This is a genomic window from Ignavibacteriales bacterium, assembly GCA_026390815.1.
Taxonomy (GTDB): Bacteria; Bacteroidota; Ignavibacteria; order Ignavibacteriales; family SURF-24; genus JAPLFH01.
On record JAPLFH010000033.1, the window covers coordinates 212,596 to 226,654 of the forward strand.

A 14,059-nucleotide genomic window follows, 5' to 3' on the forward strand; every position below is an offset into this window, starting at 1 on the left:
ATGGATAGACAAATAATCTCTAACAGAAAAATATAGTTTTAATATGAAAGATTCTTGGACTAAATCCATCTTATTCAAGTTGTCTGAATTTTTTAAAAAACAGTTAGTTATTGCTCTCCAGGTTAGTTCTAAAAAAAGCTCACATACTAAATGTGAGCTTTATAGAGATTGAGATTATGTTAGGGGAAAAGTTTAATCAATTTTAACTGGTTACTTAGCTTTCTTTAAGTAGATATTTCCATTTACAGTTTCTATAACCACCTTGTTTTTTGCACCATTAAGGTTAGCTTTTCCGTAAATATATTTTCTGTCTGAACCTTTGGTTTCATCCCACTTTTTTGTTTTTTCTTTTGATAAATCAAAATCGCTGATTATATCATAATTGGTTTTATTGTTTCTTGTATAGGTTAAAGTAATATCAACATTCATAGAAAAATTTTCGGGAACAACTAAAGTTATATCACCGCCCATTGATTTTAGCTTAACATCATGATTTTCATTTTTAAGTTCGTCAATTAGTTTTACAGATACATCTCCACCCATTGTTGTAGCTTCAGTCCATCCATCAATCTCATCTATTTTTATATCGCCACCCATTGTAGTAGCTTTTACAAACTTCTTTGCGTTGCCTACTGTTATATCACCACCCATAGTGTGGAGTTTAGCACCAGCAGGAGCATTATCAATATTTAATTCTCCTCCCATCGTGGAAATATCAATTCCTTCGCCAGTCGATACTCCGTTTTTGTTAACTATGTTTTTATAGCTGACATCTCCTCCCATTGATTTACCTTTTATATCGCCACTAACATTTTCGATTGATACATCACCGCCCATAGTTGTTACAGAACCATCAACTGAAGAATTTGTTAATTTTATATCACCACCCATTGTGGAAAGAGATAATTTACCTTTTAGATTGCTTAGTGTTAAATCACCACCTTTAGTTTCCCCTTTTAACTCACCTTCAATTTTTTCAAGATTAATATCTCCACCCAAAGTTTGAAGATCTAAATTACATTTTTCTGGTACCTGAATTTCAAGTTTGCAATCACCATTATGATTATCATGCCCTGATTCATCAAATTTATTTGTAATTTTTATCCCACCGGAAACTTCTTCAATATTAAGTACAGAGTTCGGATCCTCTTTACCATCAACCAAAATTTTGATTGATAATTTTTCTTTATCCCAGCCAGTAATTTTTATTGAACTACCACTCATCATATTAACTTCAAGATTTTTGCCCATTCCAAGGTTATAATCCTTTTCGGCATTCCTTTCATCAGAATCAAATTGTAATCCAATGATAGGTAAACCTATTAGGTAACTTGAATAATTTAAAGAAGCAGCGGCATTGGAATTTGAATTAAGGCACATTAAGAGTGCTGCTAAAGCTATTGGAAAAATATTTTTCATAATTGCCCTGTTGATAATTTTTTATTATATAATTTTTTAATTTCAATAGTTGAATTTATTGTTTGCAGGTAGATTTTTTCTCCGCCTCCATTAAGAATATACTTTGCTCTAATTTCTCCCCGTCTGCTATCTTTTTCATAACTCTGTGTTTTAAAATCCGATTTTATTACAAGACCAGTCTCATCATCATTATTCCATAAATCAGCATCTTTAATAACGGCATCAATTTCTGCGCGTGAATTTTCAGGGACCATTAATTTAATATCACCGCTGCCGGATGTAATTCTGCTTTTACCAGTACCGCCTGGTTGAAGCTGAACAGATATATCGCCACCACCAGTGGAAGCATTTACAGATCCGGTTAATTTCTGTAATTTAATATTGCCGCCGCCGGTTTTAGCAATTATTAACCCGTTTGCACCGGTTAATGTAATATCACCGCCATAAGTATTTAGCTTTGCATTACCTGCTATATCTTTAACATATAAATCGCCGCCAAAGGTAAACAATTCCGCACTTCCCCCAATTTTTTCAATAGTAATATCCCCGCCATTTGTTTTTGCGTTAACATAATTACCAACAACACCAATTTTTATATCGCCACCATAAGTAAAAATATCTGCATCTCTGCTAACGGAATTTAAGGATAGATTTCCACCTGCACTTTTAACTATAGCATTGCCGATAACATCACCTGTAACTATATCCCCGCCAGAAGTATTTAAATTTACTTTTCCAGTTATCTTTCCGGTATGTATTTCTCCTCCATATGATAAAGCTGTTACATCACCTTCCAGCGCACCCTTTAATTTAACATCACCACTGTTGGTTTTAAGATTTAGATTAAATTTTGAAGGAACGCTAATTATAAATTTTGCATCGTCATCAGAACTCCAACCGCCATCAGTAATAGTTATAACATTACCGGATTGTTCAAAAACAATATTTTCAAATTCATTTTCATTGAATCCTCTTACATTTAAATTAACCTCGTTCTTTTCCCAAACATTCACTTCTAAATTAGCTGAGCCAGAAAGAATACTTACTTCCAATGTTCCGCCCCTGCTAACATTAAATGATTTTGATTTACTTCCCTGGTCCGTAGTAGAAGCAAAAGATAATACCGTTGAAAAAACCAGTATTGAAACTAAAGGTTTAAAAAAGACTTTCATTGCTGAACAACCTCCTGCAAAATTGATTTAGCACGTATCCGAACGTACTGATTCTCATCTTCACGACTCCTTTGTTGAAGCAATTCCAGCATTTCTTTTGAAAGATTTTTTTCGCTTATTTTGTCATCACTAAGGCTGTTGATTGCAGCAACACGCAAACCTGAGTTTTTATCATTCTTCAATACAAAAAGAAGCGCTTCAATAATATCTTCATCAACAGGAAATTTCTTTAATACTACAAGTGCTTCACGTCTTACACCGGCATTACTATCAAATTTTAATGCAGAAATAAGCGCAACTTTAACTTTTGCATCTGGTTTCTTTTTATTTTCCGTCTGTGCTGAAATTGCATTTAATGTTCTTAACCTAACTCCATCATTCTGTTCATTAACAAGAGAATGAGCAAGAACTTTTTGAATCAATTCATCGCCAATTTTTCCTTTCATCTTTACCGATTTTACCGCTTCAAAAGAAAAAGAAACTTCATTATTGCCGGATGGAGAATTATTAAACTGAAGGTTTCTGATCTTGATATCATTCCTTTCAAATGGATCAGTTTGCGATGCATTGATAAATTGCGAAGTGTCAATTACATCCGATTTGGTAAAGAGTAAATAACCGATCCCAATTCCAACTAAAACCATAACTGCGCCAGACATGGCAACTCGTATATTAGATGATAGAAATTGATTCAATCTTTCAATTGAAATTTCCCACAAGGATTTCTTCGATTGCTCAATCTGGATATTGCTTCTCAATTCCCTGCGGGCATCAGATAAAAGTTGTTCGCCAGGTTCTGTTGTTTTTAACCCGTTAAGTACAAGACGGAGCTTTTCGACTTTTTCAAATTCACTTTTACAATCAGTGCAGGAAACAATATGTTTATTAAGCTCGCGGCTTTCCTCTTCTGTCAGTTCATTGTATAGTGATAAGTCAATCCATTCTTTATATTTTTCGTGTTCCATTTTACCAACCATTTATCAATTTGATTTTTTATACTAAATGTTTTAGTTGTTCTCTAAGTTTTCTTGTAGCTGTAAACAGATATTTTTTAATTGCGCCTTCAGAGCAATTCATCATCACGGCAATCTCTTTTATTTTATGATCGTTTAAGTATTTGTAAGTAAAAGCTAACTTCTGCTGTGGGGATAATGTTTCAACCGCCAGCCACATTTTTTTTGATATTTCATTATTGTTTAACTGATCGTCAGCTTGATGTCCGGAAACAAGCGAATCACTTACCGGGCTATAATTATCATCGTCATCATAATCCTGGTTGATTGATACGTGCTCATGTTTTTTTTGACTTCTTTTAAATGAAATACAAACATTGGTAACAATGCGATACAGCCATGTAGAAAATTCACTTTTACCTTCAAAATATTTCAAACCTTTGTAAACCCGCATAAAAACTTCCTGGTAAATGTCTTTTGCATCTTCCCGGTTATTCCTGAATTTATAAGAAATAGCAAGAACATGTTTATCGTACCGATAAATCAGTTCTTCAAAAGCGGCCGTATTACCCTGCCTGGCTTTAAGTATTAATTGGTTTTCTTCAGCTGTCATTAACTCTATTGTTTATTTGCCGGTCACATAAGTTTAGACTTTGTAAAAATGAAATGGTTGTGGATAGACATGAAATTTTTCATGTAAAGTATTTCAAGGCGAAGAATACAAAAAACTGAACCCAGAAAACAGAATTCCGGAAACGGAGGCTGGGGAATTTTTAATTCTGCGTTCTGTTTTCTGAATTCTTAATTCTGCTTTGATATGTTCTTTTCATTTGTGCAATGTGAACTGGAATATGGTTTTCGTAAATTTTCAACCAGTCATCCATAGTCATAAGCCCGTTTTCTGAATGTTCAACAACATTTGCCCAAACTTTTTGAGGAAGATCTTTTATTAAATTGTAACTCATCAATCTTAAATATTTGAATAGCGCTAAAGCATCATCTGTACTTTGATTGTGGTAGTTTAAAGAATTTGCCCATAAATCCTGATCGTATCCTAACACGCCACTACCAGGTTCGGCAATAAATCTACGGCAGCGGGTGTAACTATTTGCTTCACTATCAGCAAGATGAATAATTATTTCGTGGATGCTCCACTCTGCAGGTGATGGTTTGTACTTCCACATTTCCTTTGGAAACTGTTTAAGCGCTTCTTCTAAATTATCGTATGCTTTTCCATACGATTCAATTTTTTCTTTTCTTTCTTCAGGTGTCATCTCTTCCTCCAATTTTTCTCTCTTCATCATACAAAAAAGAAAAATATTTTACAAGATAGATTTTGCAGTTTTTATTTATCTTGATAATTAATAGTGTTGTATTTAGATTGCAACACGTCTATAGGATTGTTTATTATGCCTACAGTTTTATTTTATCTGGGTTGGCGGTTCTTCTTTTTTGCTAACGAAGGAAATGAACCTATTCACATACATGCGGAAAAAGCTGATAAAAGTTGTAAATTTTGGTTAGATGTTGAAAGTTATGATATACTTCCTTCGGTTTCATATAAAATGAACCAAGGAGATTTAAATGAAGTAAGAAAAATAATATTCAAACACTTTGATCTTATAGTTGAAGCCTGGGAAGTATTTCAACGGAGAAGAAAAAATGAACAATAAAAAATTTCATATTATTAAGAATCTTCATTTTGAAAACGATATAATGAATATTGAGGTTGATGGAATAAGACACACCTTTAATTTAAAAAAGATTTCTAAACTTTTGCTTAATGCAAGCTGGATTGAACGAAATGCTTTCAAAATACACGAATCGGGTTATGGAATACACTGGCCCTTAATAGATGAGGATTTATCAATTGACGGATTACTTGCAGTTAAATCCAAACAACATCAATCGGCAAAACGAAAACACTCAAAGAGAAACAAATCGGGGGAAAAGTCCACAGAACAATTTATTGTTAAAGAAAAGGGAACTAGGTATTCGGGTAAGAAAGATTGATTCATTAACTTTCATTAAAATAAATGCAGCACCAAAATTCAACTCTATTTGCCAATTTCGATTTTACACAACTTAACTCTCCTGATTTTAAAGAAGATAGCGTTAGAGAAGTAATAATACTTCCAATTCTTAACCGGCTTGGTTATGATGACAAGAACATCGTCCGAAGTAAATCGCTCCTGCATCCATTCTTGAAGATCGGTTCCAAGAAACGTCCAGTTAATGTTATTCCAGATTATCTTCTTAAAGTTACAGATTATAATTATGCCTGGGTGCTTGATGCAAAGTCGCCTACAGAAGAAATTAAAACAGGCGATAACGTCGAACAGATTTTTAGTTATGCCATTCATCCGGAAATAAGAACAAAATATTTTGCATTGTGTAACGGAAAAGAATTTGTACTTTTCCGGCAGGATACAGAAAGACCATTAATTTATTTTGACGTTTCTGAAATCAATCGTTATTGGGAAAGACTTGAGACTTATCTCTCACCCGATTCCTTCCAAATTGGAAAAACAATTTCTTATAGTACAGTAAGAGAAGGCCAAATATCGTATGATGAGGATAAGTTTGATTATCTTAATCGCCCTTTGTTGAATGAAATTAAAGTTCAGAAACAAGCGGCTAAACGACACTTTGGCGTTCATGGATATTTTACTAAACAAGCATGGAATGTAGTACGAACTTATATAAATAATTTTTCTAAACCAGGTGATTTAGTATTGGATCCTTTTGGTGGAAGTGGCGTTACTGCTGTTGAAGCCTTAATGACAGACCGGAAAGCAATACACATCGACTTAAATCCAATGTCGGTTTTTATTGTTGAAAATATGATTGCCCCGGTAGAGATTCATAAATTATCTGAAGCGTTTGATAGAGTTAAAAATTCATTCGAGAAAGATTGTCCAACTACTAAAGCCGAAATTAAAAAAGCTCTTCAAACATATCCTTATCCAAAAGGATTTCAACTTCCTGGTGGTTCGGACGTACCGACAATTGAAAAACTTTTCAGCGAAAAACAATTGGCTCAGCTTGCTTTTTTAAAGCATTTAATTCTAAAAGAGAAAAATGAGAACATCAGGAAAAGTTTATTGCTCGCTTTTTCAAGTACTTTAACTGTTTCAAATTTAACTACTCACGCCGGTGAAAGTGGTGGTCCAAATTCTGGAGCTTTTGCATATTACAGATATAGAATTGCAAAAAAACCATCTGAATTTGAAGTTATCAATAGCTTCGAATCCAAATTCAAACGTGTTCTTGCAGCCAAAAAAGAAGTTGAAGTTAGGATCACTGAAGATACAATTAGCAATGGTCAAATAATAAAAGGTACCGCAACAGATTTGCATTGGATAAAATCCGAAAGTGTGGATTACATTTATACTGATCCTCCATACGGAAAGAAAATTCCGTATCTCGATTTATCAGTTATGTGGAATGCCTGGCTCGATTTGGATGTAACGGAAGAAGATTACCAGCAAGAAGCTATTGAAGGCGGTGAAAGAAATAAAACTAAAGATCAATATAGCAGTTTAATTTCTCAATCAATTCAGGAAATGTTCCGGGTTTTAAAATTTGATAGATGGATGAGTTTTGTTTTTGCTCATAAAGATCCGGAGTTCTGGCATTTGATTTTAGATACTGCAGAACGAGCCGGATTTGAATATGCCGGCGCAGTTAAGCAAGCAAACGGACAGACAAGTTTTAAGAAACGACAAAATCCATTTACTGTTTTATCAGGTCAACTGATTATCAACTTCAAAAAAGTTCGTAAACCTAAAACAATTCTTAAAGCAAACCTTGGAATGAACATAAGTGATATTGTTATGCAAACCATTGAGGGTATTATTGCAAAAAATAATGGCGCAAGTCTGGAACAAATAAACGATGAACTGATAATTAAAGGGCTTGAACTCGGATTCCTGGATTTATTGAAAAAGGAATACACAGATTTGACTCCGCTTTTATTGGATAGCTTTGATTATAATGATGAGACTGAGACATTTCATATTAGGCTTGATAAAAGATTTACAACTCACATCGATATAAATCTTAGAATTCAATACTATCTCATTTCTTTTCTTAGACGGCAACAGTTGGAGAACAAAACTCCAGCTTTTGATGAAATTATTTTTCATATAATGCCATTACTTCGGAACGGAGTTACACCGGAGAAACAGACTATCTTAAATGTTTTGGAAGACATTGCCGAAAGAATTGGGCTCGATTGTTGGCAGTTAAAACGAACCGGGCAATTAAAATTATTTATGTAATTTCAAAACCATTAAAATTGTCCATCTATAGTGGAGCGGTTTATTCCAATTCCCACAGATGAATCTGTGAGCTGCAGATCGAAAAAACTAACACGGATTTTGATTTCTTATAATTTTTCCCATCATTGCACCTGTGTGCTCACCATCTTTAATTACAAATTCTCCATTCATTATTACAAATGGAATTCCTTCCGGATATTGATGCGGTTGCAGGAATGTAGCTTTGTCTTGGATTTTATTGTAATCGAAAAGAACCAGGTCGGCAATCTTTCCTTTTTCAATTCTTCCACGGTTAGAAAAATTTAATTTGTCCGCCGGCATCGAGGTCATCTTCTTAATCATTTCTTCAAGAGTGCAGATTTTTCTTTCCCGTACATACTTTGCAATTACACGTGGAAATGTTCCGTATGCCCGCGGATGTGCAATATTTTTTGTCATCGGTGGATAAGGTGCATGCGCTCCTGCATCAGAAGCGATCATAACGCGTGGATGAGCTAAAATTTGTTCGGTGGATTTTTCTTCCATTCCAAATCCAACCATCATACAATTATTTTCCGAATCATTTATTACTTTTACCGCAGCATCATAAGAATCAATACCGAATTCTTTACCAATCTGCTCAATTGTCTTCCCCTGGTAATTTTTAAATTCATTTTTACCAATACCGGAAATCAAAACTCCGTTCCAGTCTCCATCAAGATTACTGATTTTTTTCTCGGCAAATTCTCTAAGTTTGCTATCAAGCGATTTATCTTTTAATCGTTCCAGAAATTTTTCTGTTCCACCATCTCTTGCCCAAAGTGGAAATAAGTTGGAGAGATTTGTATGATACGCAACATAAGGATAGCGATCCGCATGAACATCCAATCCTTCTTTAACTGCATTATCAATTTTTTCTAATGCTTTATCTGCTTTGTACCAATTGGATTTACCTGAAACTTTAAGATGAGAAATTAAAAGCCGCGATTCGGAATCTTTTGCAATTTTAATCGCTTCATCAATTGCTTCAAGAACTGTGTTGTCTTCATTTCGCATATGTGTGGAGTAAAGACGAAAATTCTTAGGAGCAGCTTTGCAGAGTAGAATTAATTCATCGGTTGAGGCAAAGCTGCCCGGAGTGTATTCCAATCCAGTTGAAACTCCGATGGCTCCCTGTTCAATTGCTTTAACAACTTCGTCTTGCATTCGTTTAATTTCATCAGCTGTCGCAAGGCGGTCATCAACACCAACAACATATTCCCGGACGGTTCCTAATCCAACCAAAGTAGCAATATTAACCGAAAACTTCTTTGCAGTAAAAGCGTTTAAAAATTCGCCCATACTTCGCCAATTAATGTCTTCGCCATATTCCTCTTTAAAAATTTTCAACTTACGATCTAACTCTGGTCCCCCAAATGGTCCCCACGAATCGCCATCCTGCCCTGCAATTTCTGTTGTTACTCCTTGTCGGATTTTACTTTCTGCTTTTGGATTTATTATCAGATCAACATCGGTGTGTGAATGAATATCAATAAATCCAGGAACGACTTTTAATCCTTTTGCATCGATAACTGAAAGAGCATTTTCTTCTGAGAATTTTCCAATTTCAAAAATCTTTCCATCTTTAATTCCAACATCGGCAAGGAATTCTGGTTTGCCGGTTCCGTCAATCACATTTCCATTTTTTATAAGAAGATCAAATTCTTTTGAACGTAAAAATGTTGATGACGAGCAGGCATTTAGAAAAACTGTGGATACGCCAGCAATTGCCGAGCTTTGGATAAATTTTCTTCTGCTGATTTTCATTATTTATTTCGTTTTATAAAAAATTTAAAAAATAATTATTTGTCATTTATCTTTTTTCAAATCATTCTTAACCGGTGCCCATTCCTTTAAGAACGCAAACACCTTATCGTGATCGTGTCCTTTTCCAGCTTCCAATTTTCCAGTATCTTGCGAATGCAGAAACTTGCCATCCTTCTCGAGTACAAAAAGATGCGGATAGCCAGGCACTTTTGGATATTTGGAAAGAAATTTTTCGTTTTTATTTTCCGGGCTAAAGTTTACTTTCATTACCACAAAATTCTTTTGAAGGAAATCGTTCACATCTTTATTATCTATAAAAAATTTATCTAATCTGTGGCACCAGATGCACCACTCGCCTCCAACGTCCAGGAGAATTCTTTTATCAGTTTTTTGCGCAACAGAAATTGTTTGCTTCAAATCTGTTTCTGGATTGCGGGAAGGATCGAATTTGACTTCGTGTGTTACCTTACTAACAGTGTCTTGTTCCTGTGCTTTGCAGAAATTAATGCTTATAAAAATTATTGCTGTAATTAGATATATAAATTGTTTCAACTTAGAATCCTATAAAATGTTACTTTAGATTTCCGGCAAAATTAAATGAATAATATTATCAATCCAACAGAAAAATATTTATTACTGGAAAATATTCGTTTTAAAATATGGCAATTAATTTTGTTCTTTCATCTTCATTATATATACCATAATAAAACATTGGTGTACTTCCTTTATTCTCAGGCATATTCAGATTTTGCCCGCTTTATAAATTTTTAGGAATCGATAGTCTGATGAATGATGTTTGAACCATATTTTTCAATCATAACTTTTTCTCTTTAAGACTTGCTTCACGGGTAATAATCCATCTTTTCCCACCAGAAAAATTTATCTGTTTGCAGAACAATATTATTTGTTTTATTTTTTAACCAAAAATCCGGGGTCAAATGAAAAGGTTAATAATAATAAGCATTGTATTTCTTACAACCCTTACATTTCCGCAAAAAAGAACCCATACCAGAGATCATGCATTTTCCGGAACCGTTGTAATTTCTTTGGAAGGTGGCTCAACTTACGGTTATACCGATTATTATGATTTTATTTTGGATTATGCTGGAAGAGGAATGATAGAATATTTTATCCCAACTTCCTCAGCAGGTTCTTTGGGTTTACGTGCTTTTACCGGTGGCGGTTATCTTTCTGGAAAAGATGGTCACAATTTGCCGGATAAATTCAGAACGGATTTATTTTTTGCTGGCGGGGGATTAGTTTACACTCTTTCTCTTGGTAATGTTATTTTTCCTTATATCTTTGGTGGAGTTTCATATCTTCATTTCAATCCTAAAAATACTTTTGGTGATCTGCTGGTAAATAATAATCTTGGTGCATATGAAAAAACTGCTCTCAATTTTAATGGTGAGTTTGGATTTCGCTTTTTACTTTCCCAGGATTTAAGTTTTAATATAAACGGAGCTGTATATATAAATCCGAACGATAACCTTGATGATGGAAAATTTAAAATAGCTGACCGCAATAATGATTTATTTTTTACCGGAATGGCAGGTGTTTCTTTTTCTTTATTTGGCAAAAGAGATTCTGATGGCGATGGTATTTACAACGGGGATGATAAATGCCCAGACCAGCCGGAGGATTATGATGGCTTTATGGATGAAGATGGCTGCACTGACTATGATAATGATAATGATGGAATTAAAGATCGGGTAGATCAATGCCCTAACAGACAAGAAGATTTTGACGGCTTTATGGATGAAGATGGTTGCCCCGATGTAGATAATGATGGTGATGGTATTCTTGATTTTAACGATCAGTGCCCAAATGAACCGGAAGATTTTGATGGGTTCCAGGATACTGATGGCTGCCCTGATTTTGATAATGATAATGACGGAATTCTGGATAAATATGATAAATGTCCAAACGCATCTGAAAAATTTAATGGTTATGAGGATGAAGATGGTTGTCCGGATGAAGTTCCCGCACCAAAGATAGAACAACCTAAAACCGAACCTGTTAGAGAAATTATTTTAAGTGCTGGCACAACTTTCGAAATTGGAAAATCAACATTAAGCTCTTATGCTTTTGAAGAGCTTGATAAAATTGTTGAAGTAATTAAAAATAATCCGGGTTCAAATTGGCGCATAGAAGGACATACTGATAACACTGGGTCTAATAAAACAAATAAGAAAATATCGCTTGCGCGCGCAAATGCTGTTCTTCAATATTTTCTTTCTAAAGGATTAGTTAAAAATCGATTTGAAGTTGTTGGATTGGGGAAAGATTTTCCAGTTGCTGAAAATAGAACAGAAGCCGGAAGAGCTAAAAATAGGAGAGTTGTAATTCTTAGAGTAAATTAACATTTATCATAAACAATAAATCTTATGAAAAAGCAAAAAGCAATTTTTACATTTTTACTTATTCTAAGTTCAACAATTATTTGCCAGGACCGATTTGAATTTATTGATTCAATTGACAAAGGATTACTTGAATACGAATTACATGGAAATGATAATTCCACCGGTGCTGCTGTTGAAGGAACAATAAAAAATGTAGGAACCGAAATCATCCAGGTTGAAGTAAATTTAGATAAACCACTTTTTCTTGAAAACAATTCAGTTGGACAGAATTTGATTTTATTCCAGATTTATTATTCAAATGGAAAATATTTGCGGGATGAATTTACCACGTACCTTGAATTTAAACCTGATACGGTTTATAACATTGTTGGTAACGTGTTGTGTAATAATTTTGAAAAGCCAAATCCAGTTGAAACAGAAAAATTCACTGTTAAGCCGCTCTCAGATTCTTTAAAGGCATATGATTTCATAATAAAAATGAAAAACCCGATTATTAAGCGTGAATGTAAAATGAAACAAGCACAATGCGCTTTGTGGTACATTCAGGGTGAAAGTTTAGAAAAGATAAACACAAAATTTGAAATTGAATTAGATGAGTTGGAAGAAGTACGTGAATTGATTGATAAGTAAACGTACTTTTACTTTTAGGTAAAGTAAAGCAGTTGTATTAAAAAGTGTTGATAGTCTCACTCTTTTTAGTATATCCAAGAAATATTATCGGATTTTATTGCGGTGATTAAAACTATCGAATTGGCATTTGGGTAATAATTACCAGTAAACTTTTCTTTCTATATCATCGATAATCTTTTGAGGGTGTTAAAAAGCAATAATTTTCAACTATTTTAATCGCATAATATTTGTTATAAATCTATTGGTAAAAATATTTTAAAAACTACAAAAAGAATATGAATACAGGGCAATTATTATTAACGGTTGGTGGTATGTTTCTTTTAGCCATGGTTATTTTAAGGGTTAATAATAATTTTTTATTAACAAATAAGATCATGCTGAATACAAAATTTGGAGTTCTGGCAGTTTCTCTCGGAACTTCAGTTGTAGAAGAAGCAAGTGGTAAAAAATTTGATGCAGCCACAGATACTACTTCTATTTCCGATATGAACCTTTTAACTTCTCCAGGTAGCCTTGGACCAAAAAGCGGGGAAGTATATCCTAACTTTAGTGATTTTGATGATTTTAATGGATTTACCAAAGTCGATAGTACAATGCCCTCAGCTATTTTTTATATTAAATGTAGGGTTTGCTATGTAGAGCCAAATACTACTTCGGGCAAAATAGTTGAGGTTAATAAAAGAACATGGCATAAAAAAATTGAAGTTCGGGTAACCAGTCCATCAATGGTAGATGCCAGGGGAATAAAAGATACAGTAAAACTTTCTTCAATTTATAGTTATTGGTTTGCAAGATAAGAGGCGAATATGGGCTTTTCTACGTTAATTGATTTACTTGGTTCTATTGTTGTTGGCGGATTACTTTTTTTGATTTTGTTACGAATGAATGATACCGCCACTGCCAATACCTACGTTTATGGTGGGGAATTGCTTGTACAAAAAAATCTGGTTGCTGTTGTTCAATTGATACAATATGATTTCCGGAAAATAGGATATTGTGCAAATCAATCTCAAATAGATCCGATTAGATCAATACTACAAGCAGATTCAACAAGTATTAAATTTGTAACTGATCTTGCATCACCCGGACATAATTTTGGTGATGGCATTATGGATACGTTGAGATATTATTTAGGTCCTACCAGCGAACTAACTGGTACTCCCAATCCATATGACAGGAAACTTTACCGAGTGGTTAATTCTGAAACAGCTCGAAGTTCCAATTTAGGAATCACGCATTTTTATATTACTTACTTCAATTCATTAGGTGATTCAATTCCATGTCCAATTGCAAGCCCTGGTGAAATTCAGACAATGCAAATTGATTTGAAGATAGAGAATACCGCTGTATATAATCAAAGGAATGTATACGAAAGAGATAGACACGAAAGCCAATATACCAGTGCTTTCTGGCGGCAAATAAGATTAGCAGCAAGAAATTTACGAAACAGATAG

At 34.0% G+C, this 14,059-nt stretch carries 14 protein-coding genes; 7 read left to right on the top strand and 7 right to left on the bottom strand.

Annotated elements, in window-relative coordinates:
- Positions 1-210: 210 nt before the first annotated feature.
- From NTX22_10700 to NTX22_10720, 5 genes are all read right to left on the bottom strand, one after another.
- The gene (locus tag NTX22_10700; GenBank protein ID MCX6150984.1) at positions 211-1,419 is read right to left on the bottom strand and encodes a DUF4097 family beta strand repeat-containing protein; all 1,209 of its coding nucleotides are present in this window, start codon (positions 1,417-1,419) and stop codon (positions 211-213) included.
- A complete protein-coding gene (locus NTX22_10705; GenBank protein MCX6150985.1) occupies positions 1,416-2,591 on the bottom strand; it encodes a DUF4097 family beta strand repeat-containing protein in 1,176 nt (391 codons plus the stop codon). Before NTX22_10705 ends, NTX22_10700 begins: the two co-directional genes overlap by 4 nt.
- On the bottom strand, positions 2,588-3,556 hold the full coding sequence (locus NTX22_10710; protein ID MCX6150986.1) for a HEAT repeat domain-containing protein: 969 nt from the start codon (positions 3,554-3,556) through the stop codon (positions 2,588-2,590). The genes NTX22_10705 and NTX22_10710 overlap by 4 nt, the downstream gene beginning before the upstream one ends.
- A 28-nt stretch (positions 3,557-3,584) precedes the next feature.
- Positions 3,585-4,157 carry an RNA polymerase sigma factor gene (locus tag NTX22_10715; protein ID MCX6150987.1) on the bottom strand — a complete coding sequence of 191 codons (573 nt, stop codon included), beginning with the start codon at positions 4,155-4,157 and terminating at the stop codon, positions 3,585-3,587.
- Positions 4,158-4,317: 160 nt separating this feature from the next.
- Entirely contained in the window at positions 4,318-4,818 is a 501-nt protein-coding gene (locus tag NTX22_10720) for a DinB family protein (protein ID MCX6150988.1), read from the bottom strand.
- 135 nt (positions 4,819-4,953) lie between these two features.
- Between NTX22_10720 and NTX22_10725 the strand changes: the two genes are divergently transcribed.
- From NTX22_10725 to NTX22_10735, 3 genes are read left to right on the top strand one after another with little or no spacing between them, the layout of a single operon-like run.
- Entirely contained in the window at positions 4,954-5,217 is a 264-nt protein-coding gene (locus tag NTX22_10725; protein MCX6150989.1) for a DUF4160 domain-containing protein, read from the top strand.
- Positions 5,207-5,557 (top strand): DUF2442 domain-containing protein, encoded by a 351-nt coding sequence (locus tag NTX22_10730; protein ID MCX6150990.1) that lies wholly within the window; start codon positions 5,207-5,209, stop codon positions 5,555-5,557. The genes NTX22_10725 and NTX22_10730 overlap by 11 nt, the downstream gene beginning before the upstream one ends.
- A gap of 23 nt (positions 5,558-5,580) precedes the next feature.
- Positions 5,581-7,827: a type I restriction enzyme HsdR N-terminal domain-containing protein gene (locus NTX22_10735; protein ID MCX6150991.1), complete on the top strand. Its 2,247-nt coding sequence runs from the start codon at positions 5,581-5,583 to the stop codon at positions 7,825-7,827.
- An 87-nt stretch (positions 7,828-7,914) separates the two neighbouring features.
- On the opposite strand, the gene NTX22_10740 is transcribed toward NTX22_10735, so the two are convergent.
- On the bottom strand, positions 7,915-9,612 hold the full coding sequence (locus NTX22_10740; GenBank protein ID MCX6150992.1) for a D-aminoacylase: 1,698 nt from the start codon (positions 9,610-9,612) through the stop codon (positions 7,915-7,917).
- 42 nt (positions 9,613-9,654) lie between these two features.
- Positions 9,655-10,164, bottom strand: a complete 510-nt coding sequence (locus NTX22_10745) for a thioredoxin family protein (GenBank protein ID MCX6150993.1) — start codon at positions 10,162-10,164, stop codon at positions 9,655-9,657.
- Between the two features lie 386 nt (positions 10,165-10,550).
- Between NTX22_10745 and NTX22_10750 the strand changes: the two genes are divergently transcribed.
- The 4 genes from NTX22_10750 (at position 10,551) to NTX22_10765 (ending at position 14,059) form a co-directional block, all read left to right on the top strand.
- The gene (locus tag NTX22_10750) at positions 10,551-11,975 is read left to right on the top strand and encodes an OmpA family protein (GenBank protein MCX6150994.1); all 1,425 of its coding nucleotides are present in this window, start codon (positions 10,551-10,553) and stop codon (positions 11,973-11,975) included.
- A 24-nt stretch (positions 11,976-11,999) separates the two neighbouring features.
- Positions 12,000-12,605: a hypothetical protein gene (locus tag NTX22_10755; GenBank protein MCX6150995.1), complete on the top strand. Its 606-nt coding sequence runs from the start codon at positions 12,000-12,002 to the stop codon at positions 12,603-12,605.
- Positions 12,606-12,880: 275 nt separating this feature from the next.
- Entirely contained in the window at positions 12,881-13,402 is a 522-nt protein-coding gene (locus NTX22_10760; protein ID MCX6150996.1) for a hypothetical protein, read from the top strand.
- Positions 13,403-13,411: 9 nt separating this feature from the next.
- Entirely contained in the window at positions 13,412-14,059 is a 648-nt protein-coding gene (locus NTX22_10765; protein ID MCX6150997.1) for a hypothetical protein, read from the top strand.

What these genes read in the sequence shown, in the direction of transcription:
- NTX22_10710 (MCX6150986.1), bottom strand. Translation starts at nt 3,556, where the DNA reads ATGGAACACGAAAAATATAAAGAATGGATTGACTTATCACTATACAAT.
- NTX22_10720 (MCX6150988.1), bottom strand. Translation starts at nt 4,818, where the DNA reads ATGACACCTGAAGAAAGAAAAGAAAAAATTGAATCGTATGGAAAAGCA.
- NTX22_10740 (MCX6150992.1), bottom strand. Translation starts at nt 9,612, where the DNA reads ATGAAAATCAGCAGAAGAAAATTTATCCAAAGCTCGGCAATTGCTGGC.
- NTX22_10765 (MCX6150997.1), top strand. Translation starts at nt 13,412, where the DNA reads ATGGGCTTTTCTACGTTAATTGATTTACTTGGTTCTATTGTTGTTGGC.
- NTX22_10725 (MCX6150989.1), top strand. Translation starts at nt 4,954, where the DNA reads ATGCCTACAGTTTTATTTTATCTGGGTTGGCGGTTCTTCTTTTTTGCT.
- NTX22_10735 (MCX6150991.1), top strand. Translation starts at nt 5,581, where the DNA reads ATGCAGCACCAAAATTCAACTCTATTTGCCAATTTCGATTTTACACAA.
- NTX22_10750 (MCX6150994.1), top strand. Translation starts at nt 10,551, where the DNA reads ATGAAAAGGTTAATAATAATAAGCATTGTATTTCTTACAACCCTTACA.
- NTX22_10700 (MCX6150984.1), bottom strand. Translation starts at nt 1,419, where the DNA reads ATGAAAAATATTTTTCCAATAGCTTTAGCAGCACTCTTAATGTGCCTT.
- NTX22_10760 (MCX6150996.1), top strand. Translation starts at nt 12,881, where the DNA reads ATGAATACAGGGCAATTATTATTAACGGTTGGTGGTATGTTTCTTTTA.
- NTX22_10730 (MCX6150990.1), top strand. Translation starts at nt 5,207, where the DNA reads ATGAACAATAAAAAATTTCATATTATTAAGAATCTTCATTTTGAAAAC.
- NTX22_10705 (MCX6150985.1), bottom strand. Translation starts at nt 2,591, where the DNA reads ATGAAAGTCTTTTTTAAACCTTTAGTTTCAATACTGGTTTTTTCAACG.
- NTX22_10715 (MCX6150987.1), bottom strand. Translation starts at nt 4,157, where the DNA reads ATGACAGCTGAAGAAAACCAATTAATACTTAAAGCCAGGCAGGGTAAT.
- NTX22_10755 (MCX6150995.1), top strand. Translation starts at nt 12,000, where the DNA reads ATGAAAAAGCAAAAAGCAATTTTTACATTTTTACTTATTCTAAGTTCA.